Consider the following 22,555-nt stretch of genomic DNA (forward strand, 5'->3'; position numbering starts at 1 on the left):
CCGCGTTTTCTCATGCCGGCGCGTCAAGCGGACGGTTTCTGCCCGGCAAACAGCTCTTCATGATCGGCAAAGAGCGCCGCCAGGCGGTCGATGACGATCCTGACCTCCGGCCGTTGCCGTTCGTCGTCATGCGCAACGATCCACATCTCGTAAGTCAGCTCCTCGATCACAGGCCCGGCGCGGACGAGCCTGCGCTCCTGATCGCCGATGAAACAGGGGAGCACGCCGCGGCCGGCACCGCCGCGGATGAGGTAAAACAGCATATGTGGCGTGTTCGTCCAGCTGGTGATCCAATAATCCGGCTGTTCGAAAGTCCATTTGTCGGCCGGCGTGATCGCGGTATCGGTGCCGAGCGAGATCCAGTTGCAATTCGTCTCGTCATAGCCGGCTGCCTGGTAGGCCGCATGCGCCACCTTGACCGACCGGCGGATCGCGACGTTGCCGCTCTCCGGCCGGCTGTGGCGAATGGCGATATGCGCCTCGCGATAGGTGAAATCGACGCTCGCGTCGCAGGTCTTGTAGCACATGCGGAAGATGTCCTTCGGCGTCCAGACGCTGGCCAGATGGTCGGCGACGAAGCGCGAGGTCCAGCTATCGGCGGCCGTCGAGACGATCGGCAGTGTCAGCACCTCGCCGCGCCAGTCGGAGATCGCACGCGCCGCATCCTGCATCAGCCGGACGCGATCGAGCAGCTCCTGCCCGTCCTTGGCCAGCAGATAGCCGGTGGGGCCGCGGCTGAACAGCGATCGGCCCGTCACCCGTTCGAGTGCCAGCATGCGCCGGCCGATCGTCGGCGCGCTGAGCCCGGTGCGGCCCGCCGCCGCCGAAAGCCCGCCGCCGGTCGCGACATGGAAGAAAAGTTGTAGGTCGTCCCAGCTCGCATCTTTCATGGATGAAAACCCCCTTTCCTCAGCGCCTCTACATCGGAAGGGCGCGAAGGCTTAGCTCAAGTGCTCCAGGAAATAGATGGAGGATGAAGCAATGGATCTCAACTGGGTTGTTCTTTTCAGGGAAATCGAAATGCGCAATCGGCGGATCCGCCGCGGTCCCTTGGCCGACCCGCTTGCCGACCCGCTTGATCGTCCGGAATGGCGCGGATTTCTCTGGGCCGTTCCGATCATCGCGCGCCTCGCCGCAAGACGGAGCGGCGAAACAAAGGCGACATGCCGCGATGATTCGCGGATCGGAAAAAGCCTCAGGTTTCGAAGTTCAATCGCAACACGTGGTGCAGGAATTCCGGATTGATCAGCATGTTGAAGCTGATCGTCACCAGTTCGCCTTCACGTTTGACCACGGTCGCGCCGATCTCGTCATGGATGCCGAGGATTTCGAGGAAGAAATGGCTCGGCATTTCCAGGTTCGGGCTGACTTCGAGCAATGCGCCGGCAAGCGTGATCGTGCGGATCAGGCAGCGCACCTGCGTTCCGGTGCTGAGGTGATGGCCGACGAAGATGATGTTGCCGGGCCTGTCGAGATTGAATTCCCTGTAAGCACGTTCCGGCTTGGGGTGTTCTGTGTCGAGGTGCATCTGAAAGGCCCTTTTAGCCTCCGCTTGTTATACGACAGGATATTAGCGGAAGAATACTGACACTTGCTGAAGAACGTCGTTAAGATTGAATGCTTCTGTGAAATCTGCGGGAAAATCGCACCGATTTCGCGCAGTTTTGCCCCAAAGTTGCGCATTCCCCAGCGCATCTGCGCCATTCTTGACATGTCGGCGGCGTTCGCGCATACAAAGGCTGGTTCGAGGCACCGGCCGCTCGCGGATGAAAATCCATGGTGAAGTCCTCGCGATCATGGTCACGGCCCCTTGTGCATGCTGACTGGCGGCAATGCGAGCTCCCATCCGCAGTCGACGCGCATGCCTTGCGAAGGCTCACTCCATGACGACCACCTATCCTGCCATTGACGAATTGAAGGCTCAGGCCAGGCGCCTGCGCCAGGCGTTGAACGAGCGCGGCACCCCGCTCACCCACAGTGCTGCTCTGGAAATGATTGCCCGCCAGCATGGCGCGCGCGATTGGAATACGCTTGCAGCCCTTGCGGCAAAGCCCAATGCTAGCCCGAAGACGCCGCTCTTCGTCGGCGCGCATATTCGCGGCCGTTATCTCAATCAGCCGTTCACCGGCGAAGTTTTGGCGCTTTCGGCCCTGCCGGGCGGCGATCTGCACAGGATCACCATCCATTTCGACGAGCCGGTGGATGTCGTCACCTTCGAGAGCTTTTCCGCCTTTCGCCAGCGTGTGAACGCGCAGATCGATGCCGACGGCATCTCGCCGAGGACGACCTCGAACGGCGTGCCGCATCTGGTGCTCGATCTCTAAATTGCTTTCCATCCCTTTGAGGCGTCTCGATCCGGATGATTTCAAGCCGGATCAGGCTCTGCCTCACATCGCACGGATTTCTCCATGACCGATCTTTCCGAAGGCAATGCCTTTCTCACCGGCTGGCTGCCGGGCGTTTTCATCAAAACGGCGGCACCGATCGTCGCGATCACCACCGTCAACGGCTTGTTCACCGTCGTCGACGCCTATTTCCTCGGCGCCTATGTCGGCCCGGACGCGCTCTCTGCCGTCAGCCTGATTTTCCCCGGGCTGATGCTGCTGGTCGCTCTGCAATCGCTGGTCTCGAACGGCATGGCGAGCATCCTCGCCCGCCGGCTGGGCGCCGGCAATCGCGTTGGGGCACGTCGGGTGTTTGCCGGCGCGCATGCGCTGGCGCTCGCCGTTACCCTCATCCTCAATCTGGTCTACTGGACGGTGGGCCGGCAGGTCATCGGTGCCGGTGCTGCCGGCAATGCCGCCGTAACCGACAGCGCCATGCTGTTCATGGGCGCGATGATCGCCTTTGCGCCGGTCAGCTTCTTCCTGTCGCTGCATCTCGATGGATTGCGCTGCGAAGGCAAGATCGGCTTCATGACGCTGGTGACACTGTCGGCCTCGCTGCTCAACATCCTTGCCAACTGGCTGTTCATGGCGGTGATGCATTGGGGCGTGCTCGGTTCGGCGATCGGCTCCATCGCATCGCAATTCGTCTGTCTCGCGGCCGTGCTCGCCTATCGTTGGCGTCGGCCGGCGGCACTTAGGCCTTCCCGAGGGCTGGCTCTTGCCGAATGGCGCGGCATCGTCGCCTTCGGCGCGCCGATGAGCCTCGGCTTCATCGGCATATCGTTGGCCTCGGCCGCCATTCTGATCAATGTCTCGCTCTGGAGCATGCATGACTACGTCGCGACGGTGGCCGCCTACGGCATCATCACGAGGATCATGACCTTCACCTATCTGCCGCTGCTTGGACTGAGCATCGCCCTGCAGACGATCGCCGGCAACAATCACGGTGCCGGCCTCGGGCTCCGCGTCGGCCGCAGCCTTAAGATCGCCATGTTCGCTGCACTCGTCTATTGCACCCTGGTGGAGATCACCGTCGAATTGCTGGCTAGCCGCCTCGGTGCGGTCTTCGTCACCGATCCTGTCATCATAGCCGAGGTCAGGCGAATTCTGCCCTGGACGATCGGCGCCTATTTTCTCTTCGGGCAGATGCTGATCCTGTCGTCCTATTTCCAGTCGATCGGCGATGCGCCGCGCGCGGCGATCTTCGGCCTGTCGCGACCCTATCTGCTTACCTTGCCGCTCACCTTCCTGCTGCCCTTCGTGTTCGGCGAGCAGGGGATCTGGATGGTGCCGGTCTTTGCCGAAGCAGGCATGTTCATCCTTGCCTTCCTGGTGCTGTCGCAGAACGCCAAACGCCGCGGCTGGCGCTACGGGCTTCTATCGACCTGAGACGGCAAAGCCGCGCCGGGAGCGCGGCTTTGCCTGATGTCGTCTATTCCTTGCCGTGCGAAGCGGCCGATGTCGCGGCTTCCGCCTCATTCAGCGCCTCGGCGCATTCCTGGCAGCAGACCTCGACAGTCTTGCCGCCGAGCTTGACGGTGATGGTTTCCGCACCGAGTTCGCAGTCGCAGGCGGCGCATGTGGTCTTCTTCATCTGGTGATCCTCCGGTTGATCGTCCCGCGATCGGGACAGGCTGATAAGATCATCGAAGACCGCATTGCCGCTGTCGAAATCTTTAGCGATCGATGACGACTTCTACCCGTGCCGCAGTTGCGCCGCCCGTTGGAATTCGGCCGGAGTCTGCCCGAAGGACTGCTTGAAGGAAGCGCTGAAATGGCTGTGGCTGGAAAAGCCGAGATCGAGACTGAGCGCGGTCAGATCCTCGTACTGGCCGAGCAGATCGAGCGCGCGGGCAAGCCGCAGCCGCAGCTGGTAGCGGTAAAGTGGCGTCGCCTCGACCTGCTGGAAGACCTGGGTGAGATAAACGGGCGAGACGCCCACTTCGGTGGCGATTTCCGATAGTGTCCAGCGCCGCGCGAGATCGGAGGAAAGCACCAGCTTTGCCCGGTCGACGAGTTTCTGCCGGCCGGCGCTGGCGCCCGCCGCATGCGATGTGCGCTCGCCGAGCGAGCGGCGCACCAGCGTCAGCGCCAATATCTCCGCCTCCAGCGTCTCGGCGACGTTGCGCCGCAGACCATGACGCAGGAGCGCGACCAGCGCCTGCGCGCGCGGATCGATCCGCCGGCGCTGACGGCGGAAGGAAAAGGGCGGGCCGGGCTGCGCCTGCTCCTTCGGCGTGAGCTCTTCGAGCATCGATTCGTCGATCGCCAGATCGATGCAGGCATCGCCGCCCTCGATAGGGTGGCTGATCCGATATCCCTGGCCGGCATTGAAGAACAAGACTTGATTGGCTTCGGCCACCGTATCATTGCGGCCGACATGCCGCATGAAGACGCCGCGATAGGGATAGACGAGGCTTGTCCTGTGAGCGCATTCCTCGTCGCTCTTGTGGCGGCATTCGCCATTGCAGACGATGTCACGAATGGTGACCGTCTTCGTTTTCAGGAGCGGCGCTGTTGAAAACTGCGACATTGCATCTTCCGGGTCAGACAGGTCGCCCGATGAGGCGACCTAGCAGCACAATATCACGCTTAAGTTTCAGTAGCGACTGTAGACATGGACGTCGCTTTCGGTCTGCCCCCTGGAAAGGCCGATATCCTTCAACTGCTCGTCGGACAGCTCCATCAGCGCATTGCAGTTGCGCCGTTCGTTTATTTTGCGCGCCAGCCACTGTGCTGCGGTGACTATAGCAAGGAACAGGCCGGGCCGCATAATGCGGGCCGAGATTGTGGAATTCGAGCTGTGCATGGTGATCCTCCATCCGTGTTTGGATGGAGGCAGTGAACCATCAGCGGCGGTTTCGCGCTGTCAGATTATTTAGCGATCGAACACGACGCTTACGCTTTCAGCAGCCACTCGTGTTCGGCGGCGTTGTGGAATTTCCAGATCCGCTGCGGTCCGGCCATGACGTTGAGGTAATAGAGGTCGTAACCATGGCAGGCGGCGCAGGGGTGATAGCCTTTCGGCACCAGCGTCACGTCGCCGTCCTCGAGCGCCATCGCCTCGTCGAGCGAGCGATCGTCGGTGTAGACGCGCTGGAAAGCGAAGCCCTGCGGCGGGTTGAGGCGATGGTAATAGGTCTCTTCCAGGAAGCTCTCGTTCGGCAGGTCGTCCTGGTCGTGTTTGTGCGGTGGATAGGAGGAGGTGTGGCCGCCTGGCGTAATAACCTCAACGACCAGCAGCGAATGCGCCGAGCTGTCGTCTTCCGGCATGATATTGTTGACATAGCGCACATTCGTGCCCTTGCCGCGCGTCACCTGCGGATGCGTGCCGGGCGGGATTTCCTTCGCCTGATAGGTGCCGCCGCCGGGTGCGGAGCAGACCGCGAGCTCCAGATCGGTCTCCGCCGTCACCGACCATGTCGATTCCATCGGGATGTAGAGCGCATGCGGGGCGCCCTCGAACGGGTTGATCCGGCCGCCGAGCGTGCCGAAATCCTTGGTGCCGGCAGACGCCTTGCCCTTGCCGGTCACCCAGACGAGGCAGACTTCGCGGTCGCCCGTCTCTCCCGAGACGGTTTCGCCCGGCTTCATCCGATGCAGATCGAAGCCGACATAGGTCCATCCGGCATTTTCCGGGGTGACATGCGTGACGCGGCCGTGCGTGCCTGATGGTTTCACCTTGAGATTTGGCATTGGTGTTTTTCCTCGTAAGTTGGTGGACGCGGCCCCCTCATCCGGCTGCCGCCACCTTCTCCCCGAGGGGAGAAGGGACATGCTGCGCCGTTTCCATTCCCCTTCTCCCCGCCGGGGAGAAGGTGCCCGTAGGGCGGATGAGGGGCTTCTCGCTCCAGCAGTCCGGAAAGACGAACTCCTTGTGGAAAGAATCTCCGGACAAACAGTTTTTTACGACCCCTTGGGGAAGCCTTCCGTTTCCACGCTATAGCCCGCAGCCGTCATGACGCGCATCAACTCGGCGTGACCGATCTCGGCCATTTTCTGCGGCGGGGCCTTGCGCGGATCCTGTTCGGCCTCGACGACGAACCAGCCTTCATAGCCGTGATCGGCCAGCCGCTGGACGATGGCACCGAAATCGAGCGAGCCGTCACCCGGCACCGTGAAGGCACCAAGCGCCACCGCATCGAGGAAGGACTGCCGGCTCCGGTCCAGCCCATCCACGACAGGCTTGCGGATATCCTTGACGTGAACATGGTTGATGCGGGCGTGGTGGTTGTCGATGGCGCGCAGCACGTCGCCGCCGGCAAAAGCGAGATGGCCCGCATCGAGCAGCAGCGGGATGCCTTCGCCCGAATGGCGCATGAAGGCGTCGAGTTCCGGCTCGGTTTCGACGACGGCCGCCATGTGATGGTGGTAGGAGAGCGGCATGCCCTGCTCGGCGCACCATTCCCCGAACTGGGTGAGGCGGCGCCCATAGGTCTTCATCTCGTCATCGGAAAGGCGCGGCTTGGTCGTGAGCGGCTTGGAGCGGTCGCCCTGGATGGAACGGCCGACTTCGCCATAAACGATGCAGGGCGCGGCGACGGCCTTGAACAGTTCGATCATCGGCGCGATGCGGTCCTTGTTGGCGGCAAGTTCCTCATCGACCAGCGTACCCGAGAACCAACCGCCGCACAGCGTGACGTCGGCTGCACGGAGAATGGGCAGCATCACCTTTGGATCGTCGGGGAAGCGACGGCCCTTTTCCATGCCGGTAAAGCCGGCACCGCGCGATTGCCGCAGGCATTCCTCCAGGGACACGTCATCGCTGAGCTCACGAAGATCGTCGTTCCACCAGGCGATGGGCGACATGCCGAGTTTAGCCTTCATCAACATTCTCCTTAAAAGCATTGCGGAAGAGCCGGGACGCTCTTCCGAGAAATGGTAGCACCACAGCGCCGCGCGTCTTTTCAGACGCGCAAAGGACGCTGTAGCACTTCGAATTGCTGCATAATTTTGTCCTTAAATCGATCCCGATTTAAGGAATTATGCAGCAGATCAGCCGATACGCTGGGCGGCGCGTGCTTCGACATAGCCCTTGCGCGCTTCGTTGACCTCTTCGCGCGGGCTGACCTCGGGCACCGCGACATCCCACCAGTGGCCGCCGGCCTCCGTGGTGACAAGCGGATCGGTATCGATGACGAAGACCGAGGTGCGGTCGTTCTTCTTCGAGTCGGCGATTGCCTGCTCCAACTCGGCGATCGAGGCGACCTTGACGGCGATGGCGCCCATGCTTTCGGCATGCGCCCGGAAATCGATCTCCGGCATCACCTCGTGGTAGGAGTCCTTGAGCAGATTGTTGAAGTTGGCGCCGCCGGTTCCCATCTGCAGCCGGTTGATGCAGCCATAGCCGCGATTGTCGAGCACGACGATGTTGAGCTTGAGGCCGAGCATGACCGAGGTGGCGATCTCGGAATTCATCATCATGTAGGAACCGTCGCCGACCATGACGACGACGTCCCGTTCCGGATGCGCCATCTTGGCGCCGAGCCCACCGGCGATCTCGTAGCCCATGCAGGAAAAGCCGTATTCCATGTGATAGCTGCCCGGCGCCGTCGTCGGCCAGAGCTTGTGCAATTCGCCGGGAAGGCCGCCCGCAGCGCAAAGCACCGTCGTATTCTCGCCGCCGATCGTACGCGCCACCGCGCCGATCACCTGCGCATCGGAGGGCAGGGCGGCATTGGTCGTCGCCATCGCCCTGGCCGCGGCCTCCATCCAGACCTTCTTCTCCGCAGCCGCCTTCTCGGCGAGGGCTGCCGGCGCCTTCCAGCCCGAAAGTCCGGCCGAAAGCGCCTTCAGCCCTTCGCGGGCGTCTGTCACCAACGGATGGCTGTCGTGCTTCACCGCGTCATAGGCGGCGATATTGAGGCCGATCATCCTGAGGCTGTCGTTCTTGAACAGTGCCCAGGAGCCAGTGGTGAAATCCTGGCAGCGCGTGCCGACGGCGATGACGAGGTCTGTCTCTTCGGCGATCGCATTCGCCGCTGACGTGCCGGTGACGCCGACCGAGCCGAGCGCCAGCGGATGGGTCTCGTTGATCGCAGACTTGCCGGCCTGGGTGACGACGACGGGAATGCCGTGGGCCTCGGCAAAGGCAGCAAGCTCCTTCGTCGCCTGCGAATAAAGCACGCCGCCGCCGGCAACGATCACCGGCTTCTGCGACGCCTTGATCAGCGCGATGACATTCGCCAGCTCGTCCGCATCCGGCTGCGGCCGGCGGGTCGTCCAGACTTTTTCGTCGAACAGGCTTTCCGGATAATCGAAGGCTTCTGCCTGAACGTCCTGGCAGAGCGACAATGTCACCGGGCCGCAATCCAGGGGATCGGTCAGGACCTGCATGGCGCGCTTCAGCGCCGTGATGATCTGCTCGGGTCGGGTGATGCGGTCGAAATAGCGCGAAACCGAACGGAAGGCATCATTGGCCGAAACCGTGCCGTCGCCGAAATCCTCGATCTGCTGCAGCACCGGATCCGGCGCGCGGTTGGCGAAGACGTCGCCCGGCAGGAAGAGAACGGGAATACGATTGACATGCGCCACGCCGGCGGCCGTCACCATGTTAAGCGCGCCGGGGCCGATCGAACTGGTACAGGCCATGAAACGCGTGCGGAAATTCGCCTTGGCATAGGCGATCGCGGCATGCGCCATGCCCTGTTCGTTGTGGGCGCGATAGGTCGTCAATTCCCCGCGCACCTGATAGAGCGCCTCGCCGATGCCGGCGACGTTGCCGTGACCGAAGATCGCCCAGACGCCGCCGAAGATCGGCACTTTCTTGCCGTCGACGATCGTCATCTGTACTTTGAGGAAATGCGCGACGGCCTGCGCCATCGTCAACCGTATCGTCTTGCCCATCGGGTCCTCCCGCAATCTTTCTTTTCGCGTTTTTCTCTCCCCAACCCTCCCCACAAGGGGAGGGGTTAACCTGCCGGGCTGCCTTCATTCTCGCCGCAACGTCTTCTCCAGAGGGAAGCTTGCTGATGGGATGAGGCGGTGCTCCGGGTTAAGTCCCTCCCCCTTGTGGGGAGGGGTTGGGGAGGGGTCTTAATTCTAAGTCTACTGATGTCCGCGCGTCTTCAGCCACGCCTCTGTCAGTTGCCGGAAGCGGCCGGCCATGTCGGTGATCGCTTCCTCGTCGTTCATTTCTCCCGAAAGCCAGGCGCGCGCCGGATCGGCAAAGATCGTCCGCCCGACAGCAAAGCCCTTCACGGAGGGGGCAGCCAGCGTCGCCTCGAAGCAGGAGATCAGCTCGTCGGCGGGCGCCTCGAGCCCCAGGAGCACGATACCGCGGCACCATGGATCATTTTTGGCGATCACCGCATCGATCTTTTTCCAGGCCTCACGGGATGCCTGCGGCTCCAGCTTCCACCAGTCCGGCTTGATGCCGAGCGCATAAAGCTCTTCCAGAGCGGTCGCGATGGTATCGTCGGTCAGCGGCCCGTTCTTGCCTGCGATGATCTCCACCAGCAGCTCGCGGCCAACCTTGCGGGAGGCCTCGAACAGAGTGCGCAGCTTCTCCTGCTGCTCCGTCTTCAATTCAGCCGGATCATCAGGATGATAGAAGCACAGGCACTTGATGCAATGACTGAGCGGCCATTCGACGAGTTGCGAGCCGATATCCTGGCTGAATTCGAAGCGCAGCGGCTTCGAGCCCGGCAATTCCACCGGCCGGCCGATCCAGGAGAAATTCTTCGTCGCCGCATCGAAGAAAGCGTCGCGGCCGAAGCGTTCGTCGATCAGCATGCCGTAGCCGTCGCGGCCGTTCGAAACCCGCGCCGCTGCCGCCACCGCCAGCCGTTTGAAGGCGACGATCTTCTCATGGCCGACGCCGAGCTCATCGGCGACGCTGACGAGCTGCGAACGGTGGTCGATCGCCAGCGCCATCAAAAGCGGGATTTCGCCACGCCGGGTCGATGCCCAGTGGATATGGTTGAGCGCCTCGTCCTTGCGCAGCGCCCGGTGCTTGCTGCCGGTCGTCAGGAAGAAATCGAGTTCTGCCCAGGTCGGATATTCCGGCGAGCAGAGCAGGCGGGAGACGGCGAAGGCGCCGCAGGCATTGGCCCAGGTGGCGCAGGTCTTCAGCGGCTCGTCGCGCAGAAAGCCGCGCAGGAAGCCGGACATGAAGGCATCGCCGGCGCCGAGCACGTTGAAGACCTCGATCGGGAAACCCTGGCCGATGATGCCGGCCTCGAGATCGTCGGCGATCGGCCCGTCATAGACGATGCAGCCCATGGCGCCGCGCTTGAGCACGATCGTCGCCGGCGACAGCCGACGGATCTCCTTCAGCGCGCCGAGCACGTCGTCGGCGCCGGACGCGATCAGGATTTCTTCTTCGGTGCCGACGATGAGATCGCAGTCGGGCAGCGTCTCCTTCATCTTCGAGGAGACCCGGTCGGATTTCACATAGCGCTCGAAGCCTTCCGCATGCCCGGCAAGGCCCCAGAGGTTCGGTCGGTAATCGATGTCGAAGATCACCTTGCGGCCGTTCGCCTTGGCGATGCGGATAGCCTTGCGCTGCGCGGCCTCGGTATTCGGCCGTGAGAAATGTGTGCCGGAAACGAGAACGGCGCGCGACGATCTGATGAAATCCTCGTCGATATCACCTTCATCGAGCGCCATGTCGGCGCAGTCCGACCGATAGAAGATCATCGGCGACACGCCCTCGGCCTCGACCGCCAGCAGCACCAGCGCCGTCAGCCGCTCCTTGTCGGTGACGATGCCGTCTGTCGCCACACCTTCGCGCGCCGACTGCTCGCGGATGAAGCGTCCCATCTGCTCGTCGCCGACGCGGGTGATGAGGCCGGATTTGAGGCCGAGCCGCGCCGTGCCGATGGCGATATTGGCGGGGCAGCCGCCGACGGACTTGGCGAAGGAGCCGATATTCTCCAGCCGCGAACCGATCTGCTGGCCGTAAAGATCGACCGAAGAGCGGCCGATGGTGATCACATCAAGCGCCGGCTCCGGCTGTGAGCCCGGATTCGATTGTACCATGATGTCCTCCCGCTAGATTTTGCGCGGCTTCCAGTGCCTGCGAATTTTCAATAATGAAACATCGGTTCCGATATTTTGTCAATTCGGAATGTTTATTCCATTTTGCCTTTTGCAGATTTTGACGGCTGACCCTTGCGCCGCCGTTCGGCGATTGCAACCGGCAATGCCATGGTGAGCGCCATCGAGGCCGAAAGCGAGCGGAAGCCGGCGAAATCGGCCTCCGCCACCTCGAACCAGTGCGTGGCGCAGGCGGCAAGCGGCGAGAAGGCCGAATCGGTGATCGCAATGACGGGGACGCCGCGATCGGCAAGCTCCTGGCTCTGGCTGAGGCTGTCGGCCGCATAGGGGGAGAAGCTCGCCGCGATTGCCGCATCCTTCGGTGTTGCGAACTGCACCATTTCAGGGTCGACGCCGTTCGGCGAGGCGACGATCTGGTGGCGGATGTTGAGCTTGGAAAAAGCGTAGGTCATGTGCGCCGTCAGCGGGTAGGAGCGCCGTTTGGCGATCAGGTAGATCGTCTCGGCGCTGGCAAGGATATTTACCGCTTTGGTGAAAGTATCGCTCTGCACCGTCGCCGCCAGCCGGTTGACCGACTGGTTTGCCGCGGCAATGAAGCCGGAGAGCAGATTGGCGTCCTCATCGTCGCCGCTCGATTGTTCCAGCGTGACGAGGCGCTCTTCGTAGCTCAGCGTCCGGTCCCGCAATCTTTCGCGAAAGATGCTCTGCAGGTCGGAAAAGCCTCCGTAACCCAGATGATGCGCCAGGCGCACCAGCGTCGAGGGCTGGACGTCGGAGGCGGCCGCGATGCTCGCCGTCGTTCCGAAGGCGATTTCGTCGGGATTGCCGAGCGCGAAGGCGGCGACCTGCGCCAGCCGCTTCGGCATGTTCGCCTTGCGCTCGATGATGGTGCTGCGCAGGCTTTCGAAATCGCGCGGCACACGCGCGTGCCTCTGGGGATCGTTATCCATGCTTACGGCTCACGAGATGAAACAAACATTCCATATTATCGAACATAAACGATTTCAAACGACACGGCTAATTGTTTTTAATCCCCTGTAATTGAAGGCTTTTAGACAATCTGCTCGGGACGGGCGCAGAAATGCCTGCCAGCAGGTCCTTGTCAAAATGATCCAAATATTCCAAAAATCCGCGCGCAGCTCTGGAGGAGACGGAAATGAAGCCACTCGGCATCGGTTTGATCGGCACGGGTTATATGGGCAAGTGCCATGCATTGGCGTGGAATGCAGTAAAGACTGTGTTCGGCGATGTCGAGCGTCCGCGTCTCGTGCATCTGGCCGAAGCCAATGCCGGGCTTGCTGAGGCTCGTGCCGGTGAATTCGGCTTCGAGAAGGCAACGGCCGACTGGCGGGCGTTGATCGCTGACCCCGAGGTTGACGTGGTCTCCGTCACCACGCCCAATCAGTTTCACCCCGAGATGGCGATTGCAGCCCTGGAGGCCGGCAAACATGTCTGGTGCGAAAAGCCGATGGCGCCGGCCTATGCCGATGCCGAGCGCATGCTGGAAACGGCGAAGCGATCCGGCAAGGTTGCCGCCCTTGGCTATAATTACATTCAGAATCCCGTCATGCGGCATATCAGGACGCTGATTGGCGAGGGCGCTATCGGCACGGTCAATCATATCCGCGTCGAGATGGATGAGGACTTCATGGCCGATCCCGATGTCTTCTTTTATTGGAAGAGCGAGCTCTCCGCCGGCTACGGCGCGCTCGATGATTTCGCCGTCCACCCGCTGTCGTTGCTCTGGTATCTCTTCGGCCATGTCGAGGCCGTCATAACGGATATGGTGAGGCCCTATGCCGATCGCCCGCTGAGCGAGGGTGGTCGCCGTGCCGTCGAAAACCACGATGCTGCCAACGTGCTGATGCGGCTCGGCGGCGGCATCTCCGCCGTGTTGATGGCGAATCGCGCCGCCTGGGGTCGCAAGGGCCGCATCGCCCTGCAGATTTTCGGCTCGAAAGGCTCGATCGTCTACGACCAGGAGCGCATGAACGAATTCGAACTCTATCAGGCCGACGGCCGCGGCTCCGAACAGGGCTTCCGCAAGATACTGGCGGCACCAGCCCATCGGCCTTATGATCGGTTCATTCCGGCACCAGGCCACGGCCTCGGCTTCAACGATCTGAAGATCATCGAATGCCGTGAGCTGATCCGGGCAATTTCAGGCGAGCCGTCGTCGATCGTGACATTCGAAGACGGTCTCAGGATAGAGAAGTCGGTGCATGCCATGGCACAGTCCTTCCACGAGCGCCGCTGGATCGAGATCGGCTGAATGTAAGAGGCCGCTTTCCGTTGACGGCGCACGGGCTACTGCATAATCCCTGAAATCGGGATCGATTTCAGGGATTATGCAGAAACTCAAAATGCGACAGCGTCCTTTGCGTGTCTGAAAGATGCGCGGCGCTTAGGGGACAGGCCTTGGCGTGGTTGTCGGGCGCAGCTTCAGGAGTGAGATCGTGACGGATAGACTGGTGATCATCGGCGCGGGACAAGCCGGTTTCGCATTGGCGGCCAAGCTGCGTGCTTTGAAGGATACGCGCCCGATCACCCTCCTCGGCGCCGAGGACGTCGCTCCCTATCAGCGTCCGCCGCTTTCAAAGAAATACCTGCTCGGCGAAATGGCTTTCGACCGCCTGCTGTTCCGCGCCGAGCACTGGTATGCGGACAATGATGTCGATCTTCGCCTTTCGACCTGGGCCGAGCAGATCAAGCCGGACAGCAAGCAGGTTCTGCTGCAGGACGGCTCCGTTCTCGACTACGGTACGCTGGCGCTCGCCACCGGCTCGACGCCGCGCCGGCTGCCGGCCGCGATCGGCGGCGATCTCGAGGGCGTCTATGTCGCCCGCGACAAGCGCGATGCCGATCTGCTGGCCGAGGAGATGCGCCCCGGCCGCCGTGTTCTGATCATCGGTGGCGGTTATATCGGCCTCGAGGCGGCGGCCGTTGCCCGCCATCGCGGCCTGGAAGTCACCGTCATCGAGATGGCCGACCGCATCCTGCAACGCGTCGCGGCGAAGGAGACCGCCGACATCATGCGCGTGATCCACGAGACACATGACGTGGTGATCCGCGAGAAGACAGGGCTCAAGCATCTGATCGGCAAGGATGGCCGTGTCATTGGTGCCGCGCTTTCAGACGGATCGGTCATCGATATCGATTTCGCCGTCGTCGGCATCGGCGTCGCGCCGAACGACCAGCTCGCCAAGGAAGCTGGCCTCGAAGTCGCCAACGGCATTGTCGTCGACGAATTCGCGCGCACCTCCGATCCGGCGATCTTTGCCGCTGGTGATTGCGCCGCACTTCCCTGGCAGGGCGGCCGCATCAGGCTCGAATCGGTGCAGAACGCCGTCGACCAGGCCGAAGCTGCGGCAGCCGTCATCGCCGGCGGCAGCGAACCTTATGCGCCGAAGCCGTGGTTCTGGTCCGACCAGTATGACGTCAAGCTGCAGATCGCCGGCTTCAATCTTGGTTATGACGAGACGCTGCTGCGCCCCGGCGCCCGCGAAGGCGCCCATTCGGTCTGGTACTTCAGGGAAGGCCGGCTGATTGCCGTCGATGCGATCAACGATGCGAAGGCCTATGTGACCGGCAAAAAACTGCTGGAATCCGGGACCAATCCCGATAAATCGATTCTCGCCGACCCTTCTGCCGACCTCAAGAGCCTGCTTGGCTGAGTTCGGCTTCTTCATCGAAGAGAACGAAGCACGATCAAATTCCGCGGATTTTGCCAGGAAATGCGGTTTGTTTGCGTAACCGGCTGAATTGCAGCTCGCTGCATTTCTTCTGGTGAAAACTCAAAAAACCCTTGCATTCACAGACCGGTCGCCATAGTTAGGCCAAACCGGAGAGGTGGCCGAGTGGTCGAAGGCGCTCCCCTGCTAAGGGAGTATACGTCAAAAGCGTATCGTGGGTTCGAATCCCATCTTCTCCGCCATTCCGATTTCCTGAGCACGCGTCGATCGTTTTTCTGGCAGGGAATCATATTCGCTTAGTCGGCCAGGCCGGGCGACAGAAAATCTCTCTGCCTCAAGCGAGAGAATCGCCGGCGGGAATCACCTCCCGCGCTCAAGCCACCGGCAGGGGCGAAAGCGGATCGGTGCATCTCGGGTTACGCTTCCAGCAATCGTGAATCCCCAGCAAGTGCCGCATTTTGTCAAAAAAGCGTCATGAAAGTGTCGTTAGGCGCATGTCCAATTCTTTGTTGGGCCGACCTAAGCCTCCGCAAAATCAGGGTTTTCTTAACAAAGCATAAAGGAAATCGAGGCCAGCTGCCCGACTTGTGTCCTTTCAGCAACAGAATGTCGGGAAGGCTTCCTCAAATGCTCCATCTACACAAGTTGGTGATTGCGTGACGGCTTCCGTCTTGTATTTTCAACCTCGGAAGCAAGGGCGACTGATCGTCCACTTCTTGAAACACGGGGATGGGGCAGGGAACGCTGCTCAGCGAAAGATCCCAAACCCGATCGAAACTTTGAATTGGAGGTCATTTATGAACATCAAGAGCCTACTTCTCGGCTCCGCTGCTGCTCTCGCAGTAGTTTCCGGTGCTCAGGCTGCTGACGCTATCGTTGCTGCCGAGCCGGAACCGGTTGAATATGTTCGCGTCTGCGACGCTTACGGCACCGGCTACTTCTACATCCCGGGCACCGAAACCTGCCTGAAGATCAACGGCTACATCCGTTTCCAGGTCAACGTTGGCGAAGACATCGGCGGCGATTCTGACTGGGATGCAACGACCCGCGGCCAGGTTCAGTTCACGGCCAAGAGCGACACCGAGTATGGTCCGCTGACCGGTGTCATCGTCATGCAGTTCAATGCTGACAACGCCACCGATCAGGCTGCCAAGCTCGACTCCGCTTACCTCGACATCGCGGGCTTCCGCGCTGGTCTGTTCTACAGCTGGTGGGACGATGGCCTCTCCGGCGAAACCGACGACATCGGCTCGCCGGTCACGCTGCATAACTCCATCCGTTATCAGTACGAAACCGACTCCTTCTACGCTGGTATCAGCGTCGATGAACTCGAAGACGGCTTCTACAAGACAGACGAAGAAGCCAACAACGTTGGTGTTGCAGTCGGTCTCGGCGGCAAGGCTGGTGCATTCAGCTACCAGATCACTGCTGGCTACGACGTCGACAACGAAGACGGTGCTGTTCGTGCAATGGGCACGGTTGACATCGGTCCTGGTACGCTCGGCCTCGCTGCCGTATACGCTACCGGCCCGAGCTCCTACTACACTAAGGCCGAGTGGGCTGTCGCTGCCGAATACGCTATCAAGGCAACCGACAAGCTCAAGATCACCCCTGGTGTTCAGTACTACAGCAACTACTACGTTGCTGGCGACGACTTCAGCGACAACGAAGCATGGAAGGTCGGTCTGACGGTCGATTACCAGATCGTCGACAACTTCTACGCAAAGGCTTCGGTTCAGTACCTCGATCCGGAAGATGCTGACGACTCCACGACGGGCTACTTCCGCCTGCAGCGTTCGTTCTAATCTGATCTGACTTCGGTCAATCAGGAAAGCCCGGCTCTCGAGCCGGGCTTTTTGTATTTGGACGAATGGCCCATTGTGCCAGCTGACCAGTGTCGATCAGGTTATCGGCAGGTCGCGAGAAAAGCTCGAAGTGCTGTGGGGATATTGCCGAGATGCAGGAGCGGGGCATGTCCTTGTCCTTCGGCAGCATGAAGGATCAGCCGCGAATGCCGCCGGGCCATTTCGCAGGCGCTTTCCTGTGAAAGCAGCGACGTATTTTCACCGCGGATCAGCATCAGCGGCAACCGGCTCAGGCTTTCGAATTGCCCCCAGAGATCAGGCAGTGGCTGGCTGAAGTCGATCGATTTCAGTGCCGCTGCGATCGCCGGGTCGAAATCGGCGACCGGCCTTCCACCGATATCACGATAAAGGGCAAGCGCCATCTCGCGCCAGTCTTGCTCTGCAAGCGCGGTAAACGACGCGCCATGATTTTCCTTCAATATAACGACCGCCTCGTTCCAGTCCGCCGGCTTCCTGCTGCTGCTGAGGTAATCGCGGATCCGTGCCAGCCCCCCAGCCTCAAGCACAGGCCCGATATCGTTGAGGATGACGGCTTCGAGAAGATCCGGCCGTGTCGCCGCGATCAGGTGCAGGATCAGCCCGCCCCGCGACGTGCCGATGAAGATCGCCCGCTCGATGCCGAGTGCTGCGCAGGCGGCAAGGACGTCGCCGGCCTCGATGGCGAGATTGTAATTCGCCTTGTTCTCATCCCATGCCGAGTTTCCCCGTCCGCGCGAATCGAGCGCAATCACCCTGCGAGGCATTGTTGTGTCCCGGGAGAGAAGCAGCGCAAGCGGATGAAAATCCCGGGTATTGCGAGTCAGGCCGGGCAGGCAGATCACCGGCAGCCGTCCTGCGGTAGCCGCCTGGTCGGACAGGTAGTCGCGGGCATAAAGCCTCAGCCCATCAGAAGAAGTGAAAAATCGTTCTTGGAAACCGCCTGCATCCGTATCCGGCATCGCATCCCTCGAGACCTGTTTGATCCCGAAGATGTAGCTTGCTTTTCAAGCCGCGCCAAACGGCTTCAGGAGGCGCTGCGTCCGCCGATCAGGTCGCGCTCGATATCGGTGGCTTGGCCGAGGCGGGCTTTATAAACTTCGTAATTCTCCATCACCCGCTGTACGTAGTTGCGCGTTTCGGGGAAGGGGATGCGTTCGATCCAGTCGACGATCTCGTCGATCGGCCTGCCGCGCGGATCGCCGTAACGGCCGATCCATTCCGGCACCCGCTTCGGCCCGGCATTATAGGCGATGAAGGTGAGGATATAGGAGCCGCCGAAGGCATCGATCTGCTCGCCGAGATAATGCGCGCCGAGTGTCGCGTTATAGCCGGCATCGGCCGTCAGCTTGTCCTTGGAAAAGGCGATGTTGTGGCGCTTGGCCACCGCCTGGGCTGTTCCCGGCAGAAGCTGCAGCAGGCCGCGCGCGTTCGCCGCCGAAACGGCGGCCGGGTTGAAGGCGCTTTCCTGCCGGGCGATGGCATAGGCGAGTGCCTTGCCGGAACCTGTTATATTGGCGTTCGCCGGGATCACGCCAACCGGAAAGGCAAGCGCTGCGACATCGATGCCGCGCCCATAGGCGATCTTGCCGATCTGCAGCGAGAGGTGATGATCGCCGGATTGCTCGGCCCGCGCTGCAAGGACGGCCAATTCGCCGGGGCTTTGCAGTTGATCGGCGAGCGCGAGATAGAGAATGGCGGCCCGCCATCCGTGGCCGGCGGCCTCCAGCCGGGCGATCGCCTGCACGGCTTCGCGTGCCTGGAAACGTTGGCGGTCGTCCGTGCTCGGTGCGGGATAGGTGACATCAAGCGTCTTTCGTCCCAGCCTTTCGGCCGCGAGCTGGCCATAGAAGGTGCCGGGAAAATTTGCGGCCTTCGCATAGAATTCGCTGGATTTGCCAGGCCCCCCAGCCTCCGCTGCGCGTCCCAGCCAATACCAGGCGCGTGAGACCGAGATCGGCCCGTTTGAGGTCTGGAGGATCTTGCGGAAGTGTTTTTCCGCCGTTGTTGGGTCCTGCAGGCCGCGAAGCGCGTACCATCCGGCGTGGAATTCAGCCTCGACGATATCCGTCGGGCTCGTTGCGGCATAGTTTGCGACGATGCGATAGGCCGGCTTGAATTGTCCCTGGTCGACGAGACCACGGCTGACGATGCGTTGCTCGTTCCACCATTCGCCGGAATTGACGAGTTCGCTGCGCTCGGGCGGCATCTGCTCTAGAAGTGCTGCCGCCTCGGCATATTTGTCCTGCTTGCGCAGATATTCGATCCGCGCAAACAGCAGGCCGGCATCGCCCCGCCATTTCGCATCGACGGCGTTGAGCAGCGCGCCGGCATTGCCGGATTTGGCATCGACGGCAGCCCAGGCCTTGTAGAGCGACTGGGCCTGGCCCATGTCGCCGAAGCGCTTGGCCTGCGCCACCCGGCCGCGATACATCAGATAGTCCATCCGCGCCTTGTGGTCGGCAGGCGTCAACAGCGCGGAAAACTCGACGAGGATCTTGTCCTCGGTCGCCTTGTCGAGAGCCTCTCCGCGCCAGACCTTGCGGATATATTTTGCCGCCTGCGCCTGCTTGCCCGATGCAACCAGCGCCCGGCCGAGGATAACGGCGCCCTGCATCGTCTCAGGCGCGGTATCGCCGAAGGCGGCGAGCACGGCGGAAGGGGCGGGATTTTCGTCATAGATCGCGCGTTCGGAATAGGAACGCAGCCGCGAAAGACCCGGCCAGCCCTTGAGTTCCTGTGTGGCGCTGGCGATTTCATAGGAGGGAACACCCTTCAATCCGGAAACGGCGATCGCCCAGGTGAGGATATGGCGGTCGAGCGTCCCGTCGCGCATTTTGTCGCGGATCGAAAGCGCCAGCTGCGGATCTTTGTCGGAAAGCGCATCGAGGCCGGCTTTCAGGTCGCCGTTGACAGGGGCGACTGCAGGATTGCGCGGAATTGCGCCTGTTGTGATCGATTCCGGTATGGCTGTCTCGGGAATGAATCCGAGCGGCTTGACGGCAGGCATGGAAACGCTCTCGCCGGGAAGCGGCGACGCAACACTGCTCCACGCGGCGGCAATGAAGCCGAAGGCGGACAGAATCAGGACAGCTTTCTTCATCCGGGATCTCGCAACGAAAACACGCCCTGCCATTTGGCTAGAGGTATCTTAACGAAACCTTACCGTACCAGGTAAAATTCATTCACATCTGCTATCGGAATTTGCCCTAAACCGAACTCTACGCGCTTGTCGCGATGATTTCGGCGCTCTATGGTGCGCAACTCTTATTCATGGAATGCGGCCGAAGCAAGGATTTGGTCGTGAGGAGCTTTGCATGTTCAATGGGTCCATTCCCGCCCTCGTCACCCCCTTCACGGATGCCGGACTGATCGACCAAGACAGCTTCGCCGCTCATGTCGACTGGCAGATCAAGGAAGGCAGCGGTGGTCTCGTTCCAGTCGGCACGACAGGCGAATCCCCGACGCTGTCGCATGCCGAGCACAAACGGGTGGTGGAACTCTGCATCGAAGTTGCCGCAAAACGCGTTCCCGTCATGGCTGGCGCCGGCTCGAACAATACGCGTGAGGCGATCGAGCTTGCCCAGCATGCCGAAAAGGTCGGTGCGAACGCCGTTCTGGTCGTCACGCCCTATTACAACAAGCCGACGCAGAAGGGTTTGATCGCGCATTTTTCGGCGATCGCCGAGGCCGTCGATCTGCCGATCTATATCTATAACATCCCCGGCCGCTCGGTGGTCGACATGGCGCCGGAAACGATGGGTGCGCTTGCCAAGGCGCACAAAAATATCGTCGGCGTCAAGGATGCGACGGGCAAGATCGAGCGCGTCTCCGAACAGCGCATCACCTGCGGCGCGGATTTCAGACAATTATCCGGCGAGGATGCGACGGCGCTCGGCTTCAACGCCCATGGCGGTGTCGGCTGTATTTCGGTAACGGCCAATGTCGCCCCGCGCCTTTGCGCCGACTTCCAGGCGGCAACGCTGGCAGGCGACTATGCCCGTGCTCTGGAATATCAGGATCGGCTGATGCCGCTCCACAAGGCGATCTTCCTTGAGCCGGGTCTTTGCGGCGCCAAATACGGGCTCTCCCGGCTTGGCCGGATGAGCCGCAACGTTCGCTCGCCGCTGCTTTCGACGCTGGAGCCGGCAACCGAATCGGCGATTGACGCCGCCATGCGTCATGCAGGCCTGTTGAATTGACGAGACCGGCCGTCTTCACAAGACGGGGTCTCTCCCTTACATAAAGGGCAAGGAATGAGGGCGCGGCTTTTCGCGCCATAGATCCGGATGATTTTAGGCCTGACTGGCCTGAAATCTGAATCCGGATCTACATCAAAGAAATAGAGCATGATGGCACCCGAAAACCGCTCACACTTTTCGGCATCATGCTCGGAAGCAATTGGAATATCGTCATGGCCCCCAAAGGCAGCCAGCGCGTGGTGAACAAGATCGTGGCCGAAAACCGCAAGGCCCGCTTCAACTACGAGATCATCGATACTTACGAGGCGGGCATCGTGCTGATGGGCACGGAGGTCAAGTCGCTGCGCGAAGGCAAGGCCAATATCGCCGAATCCTACGCCTCGGATGAGGGCGGCGAGATCTGGCTGATCAATTCCTATCTGCCGGAATATCTGCAGGCCAACCGCTTCAATCACGAGCCGCGCCGGCGCCGCAAACTGCTGCTGTCGGGCCGTGAAATCCATCGCCTGCGCTCTGCCATCAACCGCGAAGGCATGACGCTTATCCCGCTGAAGATCTATTTCAACGATCGCGGTCGGGCGAAAATGGAACTGGCGCTCGCCAAGGGTAAGAAATTGCACGACAAGCGCGAATCCGAGAAGGAGCGCGATTGGAACCGGCAGAAGAGCCGCCTGCTGAAGGCTCATGGCTGATCGCGCTGCCGTGGTTGATGATCACGCCCTGATCGTCGCGGCCACTCCTGTTCGGGATGATGGAGAGATCAATCCTCGAGATCGCTGACCGGCGCAACTTCGGCCGGGCGTGGCGCCCGCTCGGAGGGATCACGACCGATTTCAGCCTTTAGAGATAAGAGATCGATGAAATGATCGGCCTGCCGGCGCAGGTCGTCGGCGATCATCGGCGGCTGGGTCGCCATGGTCGAGATCACCGAGACCTTGCGGCCCCTGCGCTGCAACGCCTCGACCAGGTTCGTGAAATCACCATCGCCCGAGAAGATGACGAGATGATCAACCGTTTCGGACTGTTCCATGGCGTCGATGGCAAGCTCGATATCCATGTTGCCCTTGATCTTTCGGCGGCCCATGGAATCCGTGAATTCCTTTGCGGGCTTGGTGACGACTTTGTAGCCATTGTAGTCGAGCCAGTCGATCAGAGGCCGGATCGATGAATATTCCTGATCTTCGATCAGAGCGGTATAATAATACGCGCGCAGCAGATATCCGCGTTTCTGGAACGCTTTCAACAGCTTGCGGTAATCTATGTCAAAGCCGAGGCTCTTGGATGCAGCGTAGAGATTGGCGCCGTCAATGAAGAGTGCAATTTTTTCGCGTGGGTCAAACATCGCTTACCAATCCAATGAGAGCAATCGAAATCCGCATGGGCCAAACTTAAATAAAAACAATAGCTTGTGTTTCGATTTCGATCCGGCCCTT

Annotated in this window: 21 protein-coding genes and 1 tRNA gene; 9 read left to right on the plus strand and 13 right to left on the minus strand. The window is 61.0% G+C overall.

Going from position 1 to position 22,555, the window contains the following annotated elements; all coding sequences use genetic code 11:
* Positions 1-23: 23 nt before the first annotated feature.
* Entirely contained in the window at positions 24-890 is an 867-nt protein-coding gene (locus tag RLCC275e_RS05645; RefSeq protein WP_033180489.1) for a LysR family transcriptional regulator, read from the minus strand.
* A 91-nt stretch (positions 891-981) separates the two neighbouring features.
* On the opposite strand from RLCC275e_RS05645, the gene RLCC275e_RS34200 reads away from it, so the two are divergent.
* Positions 982-1,245 (plus strand): hypothetical protein, encoded by a 264-nt coding sequence (locus tag RLCC275e_RS34200; protein ID WP_033180696.1) that lies wholly within the window; start codon positions 982-984, stop codon positions 1,243-1,245.
* Here RLCC275e_RS34200 and RLCC275e_RS05650 read toward each other — a convergent pair.
* A complete protein-coding gene (locus RLCC275e_RS05650; RefSeq protein ID WP_003558042.1) occupies positions 1,196-1,528 on the minus strand; it encodes a hypothetical protein in 333 nt (110 codons plus the stop codon). The genes RLCC275e_RS34200 and RLCC275e_RS05650 overlap by 50 nt on opposite strands.
* 355 nt (positions 1,529-1,883) lie before the next feature.
* Here RLCC275e_RS05650 and RLCC275e_RS05655 point away from each other — a divergent pair, with 355 nt between their 5' ends.
* Both RLCC275e_RS05655 and RLCC275e_RS05660 read left to right on the plus strand, forming a co-directional pair.
* Entirely contained in the window at positions 1,884-2,324 is a 441-nt protein-coding gene (locus RLCC275e_RS05655; protein ID WP_033180487.1) for a glyoxalase superfamily protein, read from the plus strand.
* A gap of 84 nt (positions 2,325-2,408) precedes the next feature.
* Positions 2,409-3,776, plus strand: coding sequence for an MATE family efflux transporter (locus RLCC275e_RS05660; RefSeq protein WP_033180486.1), 1,368 nt, complete (start codon positions 2,409-2,411; stop codon positions 3,774-3,776).
* 43 nt (positions 3,777-3,819) lie between these two features.
* Here the strand turns inward: RLCC275e_RS05660 and RLCC275e_RS05665 are convergent, their stop codons facing one another.
* The 8 genes from RLCC275e_RS05665 to RLCC275e_RS05700 all read right to left on the minus strand — a co-directional run bounded on the left by RLCC275e_RS05665 (position 3,820) and on the right by RLCC275e_RS05700 (position 12,337).
* Positions 3,820-3,981 carry a hypothetical protein gene (locus tag RLCC275e_RS05665; RefSeq protein WP_165418912.1) on the minus strand — a complete coding sequence of 54 codons (162 nt, stop codon included), beginning with the start codon at positions 3,979-3,981 and terminating at the stop codon, positions 3,820-3,822.
* A gap of 102 nt (positions 3,982-4,083) precedes the next feature.
* Entirely contained in the window at positions 4,084-4,920 is an 837-nt protein-coding gene (locus RLCC275e_RS05670) for a helix-turn-helix transcriptional regulator (RefSeq protein ID WP_033180485.1), read from the minus strand.
* A 66-nt stretch (positions 4,921-4,986) separates the two neighbouring features.
* Positions 4,987-5,196: a DUF1127 domain-containing protein gene (locus RLCC275e_RS05675; protein WP_033180484.1), complete on the minus strand. Its 210-nt coding sequence runs from the start codon at positions 5,194-5,196 to the stop codon at positions 4,987-4,989.
* 89 nt (positions 5,197-5,285) lie between these two features.
* Entirely contained in the window at positions 5,286-6,083 is a 798-nt protein-coding gene (gene iolB, locus RLCC275e_RS05680; protein WP_033180483.1) for a 5-deoxy-glucuronate isomerase, read from the minus strand.
* Between the two features lie 210 nt (positions 6,084-6,293).
* Positions 6,294-7,214, minus strand: a complete 921-nt coding sequence (gene iolE / locus RLCC275e_RS05685; RefSeq protein WP_033180482.1) for a myo-inosose-2 dehydratase — start codon at positions 7,212-7,214, stop codon at positions 6,294-6,296.
* A 168-nt stretch (positions 7,215-7,382) separates the two neighbouring features.
* Positions 7,383-9,233: a 3D-(3,5/4)-trihydroxycyclohexane-1,2-dione acylhydrolase (decyclizing) gene (gene iolD, locus RLCC275e_RS05690; RefSeq protein WP_033180481.1), complete on the minus strand. Its 1,851-nt coding sequence runs from the start codon at positions 9,231-9,233 to the stop codon at positions 7,383-7,385.
* Positions 9,234-9,434: 201 nt separating this feature from the next.
* Positions 9,435-11,369, minus strand: a complete 1,935-nt coding sequence (locus RLCC275e_RS05695) for a bifunctional 5-dehydro-2-deoxygluconokinase/5-dehydro-2-deoxyphosphogluconate aldolase (RefSeq protein ID WP_130707421.1) — start codon at positions 11,367-11,369, stop codon at positions 9,435-9,437.
* 92 nt (positions 11,370-11,461) lie between these two features.
* Positions 11,462-12,337, minus strand: a complete 876-nt coding sequence (locus RLCC275e_RS05700) for a MurR/RpiR family transcriptional regulator (protein ID WP_033180479.1) — start codon at positions 12,335-12,337, stop codon at positions 11,462-11,464.
* 206 nt (positions 12,338-12,543) lie between these two features.
* Between RLCC275e_RS05700 and RLCC275e_RS05705 the strand changes: the two genes are divergently transcribed.
* The 4 genes from RLCC275e_RS05705 (at position 12,544) to RLCC275e_RS05720 (ending at position 16,884) form a co-directional block, all read left to right on the plus strand.
* Positions 12,544-13,659: a Gfo/Idh/MocA family protein gene (locus RLCC275e_RS05705; RefSeq protein WP_033180478.1), complete on the plus strand. Its 1,116-nt coding sequence runs from the start codon at positions 12,544-12,546 to the stop codon at positions 13,657-13,659.
* 184 nt (positions 13,660-13,843) lie between these two features.
* The gene (locus RLCC275e_RS05710; protein ID WP_033180695.1) at positions 13,844-15,061 is read left to right on the plus strand and encodes an NAD(P)/FAD-dependent oxidoreductase; all 1,218 of its coding nucleotides are present in this window, start codon (positions 13,844-13,846) and stop codon (positions 15,059-15,061) included.
* Positions 15,062-15,230: 169 nt separating this feature from the next.
* Positions 15,231-15,321: transfer RNA gene (locus tag RLCC275e_RS05715), tRNA-Ser, on the plus strand.
* Positions 15,322-15,876: 555 nt separating this feature from the next.
* Positions 15,877-16,884: a porin gene (locus tag RLCC275e_RS05720; RefSeq protein ID WP_033180477.1), complete on the plus strand. Its 1,008-nt coding sequence runs from the start codon at positions 15,877-15,879 to the stop codon at positions 16,882-16,884.
* A gap of 101 nt (positions 16,885-16,985) precedes the next feature.
* Here RLCC275e_RS05720 and RLCC275e_RS05725 read toward each other — a convergent pair whose 3' ends face one another.
* On the minus strand, positions 16,986-17,882 hold the full coding sequence (locus tag RLCC275e_RS05725; RefSeq protein WP_033180476.1) for an alpha/beta fold hydrolase: 897 nt from the start codon (positions 17,880-17,882) through the stop codon (positions 16,986-16,988).
* Positions 17,883-17,947: 65 nt separating this feature from the next.
* Positions 17,948-20,023: a lytic transglycosylase domain-containing protein gene (locus RLCC275e_RS05730; RefSeq protein WP_033180475.1), complete on the minus strand. Its 2,076-nt coding sequence runs from the start codon at positions 20,021-20,023 to the stop codon at positions 17,948-17,950.
* A gap of 214 nt (positions 20,024-20,237) precedes the next feature.
* On the opposite strand from RLCC275e_RS05730, the gene dapA reads away from it, so the two are divergent.
* Both dapA and smpB read left to right on the plus strand, forming a co-directional pair.
* The gene (gene dapA, locus RLCC275e_RS05735; protein ID WP_033180474.1) at positions 20,238-21,122 is read left to right on the plus strand and encodes a 4-hydroxy-tetrahydrodipicolinate synthase; all 885 of its coding nucleotides are present in this window, start codon (positions 20,238-20,240) and stop codon (positions 21,120-21,122) included.
* Positions 21,123-21,334: 212 nt separating this feature from the next.
* Positions 21,335-21,814 (plus strand): SsrA-binding protein SmpB, encoded by a 480-nt coding sequence (smpB, locus tag RLCC275e_RS05740; protein ID WP_003558077.1) that lies wholly within the window; start codon positions 21,335-21,337, stop codon positions 21,812-21,814.
* A gap of 68 nt (positions 21,815-21,882) precedes the next feature.
* On the opposite strand, the gene RLCC275e_RS05745 is transcribed toward smpB, so the two are convergent.
* Positions 21,883-22,464: a LabA-like NYN domain-containing protein gene (locus RLCC275e_RS05745; protein WP_003558079.1), complete on the minus strand. Its 582-nt coding sequence runs from the start codon at positions 22,462-22,464 to the stop codon at positions 21,883-21,885.
* Positions 22,465-22,555 lie beyond the last annotated feature (91 nt).

The organism is Rhizobium brockwellii (genome assembly GCF_000769405.2).
Lineage (GTDB): Bacteria > Pseudomonadota > Alphaproteobacteria > Rhizobiales > Rhizobiaceae > Rhizobium > Rhizobium brockwellii.

What these genes read in the sequence shown, in the direction of transcription:
- RLCC275e_RS05645 (WP_033180489.1), bottom strand. Translation starts at nt 890, where the DNA reads ATGAAAGATGCGAGCTGGGACGACCTACAACTTTTCTTCCATGTCGCG.
- RLCC275e_RS34200 (WP_033180696.1), top strand. Translation starts at nt 982, where the DNA reads ATGGATCTCAACTGGGTTGTTCTTTTCAGGGAAATCGAAATGCGCAAT.
- RLCC275e_RS05650 (WP_003558042.1), bottom strand. Translation starts at nt 1,528, where the DNA reads ATGCACCTCGACACAGAACACCCCAAGCCGGAACGTGCTTACAGGGAA.
- RLCC275e_RS05655 (WP_033180487.1), top strand. Translation starts at nt 1,884, where the DNA reads ATGACGACCACCTATCCTGCCATTGACGAATTGAAGGCTCAGGCCAGG.
- RLCC275e_RS05660 (WP_033180486.1), top strand. Translation starts at nt 2,409, where the DNA reads ATGACCGATCTTTCCGAAGGCAATGCCTTTCTCACCGGCTGGCTGCCG.
- RLCC275e_RS05665 (WP_165418912.1), bottom strand. Translation starts at nt 3,981, where the DNA reads ATGAAGAAGACCACATGCGCCGCCTGCGACTGCGAACTCGGTGCGGAA.
- RLCC275e_RS05670 (WP_033180485.1), bottom strand. Translation starts at nt 4,920, where the DNA reads ATGTCGCAGTTTTCAACAGCGCCGCTCCTGAAAACGAAGACGGTCACC.
- RLCC275e_RS05675 (WP_033180484.1), bottom strand. Translation starts at nt 5,196, where the DNA reads ATGCACAGCTCGAATTCCACAATCTCGGCCCGCATTATGCGGCCCGGC.
- iolB (WP_033180483.1), bottom strand. Translation starts at nt 6,083, where the DNA reads ATGCCAAATCTCAAGGTGAAACCATCAGGCACGCACGGCCGCGTCACG.
- iolE (WP_033180482.1), bottom strand. Translation starts at nt 7,214, where the DNA reads ATGAAGGCTAAACTCGGCATGTCGCCCATCGCCTGGTGGAACGACGAT.
- iolD (WP_033180481.1), bottom strand. Translation starts at nt 9,233, where the DNA reads ATGGGCAAGACGATACGGTTGACGATGGCGCAGGCCGTCGCGCATTTC.
- RLCC275e_RS05695 (WP_130707421.1), bottom strand. Translation starts at nt 11,369, where the DNA reads ATGGTACAATCGAATCCGGGCTCACAGCCGGAGCCGGCGCTTGATGTG.
- RLCC275e_RS05700 (WP_033180479.1), bottom strand. Translation starts at nt 12,337, where the DNA reads ATGGATAACGATCCCCAGAGGCACGCGCGTGTGCCGCGCGATTTCGAA.
- RLCC275e_RS05705 (WP_033180478.1), top strand. Translation starts at nt 12,544, where the DNA reads ATGAAGCCACTCGGCATCGGTTTGATCGGCACGGGTTATATGGGCAAG.
- RLCC275e_RS05720 (WP_033180477.1), top strand. Translation starts at nt 15,877, where the DNA reads ATGAACATCAAGAGCCTACTTCTCGGCTCCGCTGCTGCTCTCGCAGTA.
- RLCC275e_RS05725 (WP_033180476.1), bottom strand. Translation starts at nt 17,882, where the DNA reads ATGCCGGATACGGATGCAGGCGGTTTCCAAGAACGATTTTTCACTTCT.
- RLCC275e_RS05730 (WP_033180475.1), bottom strand. Translation starts at nt 20,023, where the DNA reads ATGAAGAAAGCTGTCCTGATTCTGTCCGCCTTCGGCTTCATTGCCGCC.
- dapA (WP_033180474.1), top strand. Translation starts at nt 20,238, where the DNA reads ATGTTCAATGGGTCCATTCCCGCCCTCGTCACCCCCTTCACGGATGCC.
- smpB (WP_003558077.1), top strand. Translation starts at nt 21,335, where the DNA reads ATGGCCCCCAAAGGCAGCCAGCGCGTGGTGAACAAGATCGTGGCCGAA.
- RLCC275e_RS05745 (WP_003558079.1), bottom strand. Translation starts at nt 22,464, where the DNA reads ATGTTTGACCCACGCGAAAAAATTGCACTCTTCATTGACGGCGCCAAT.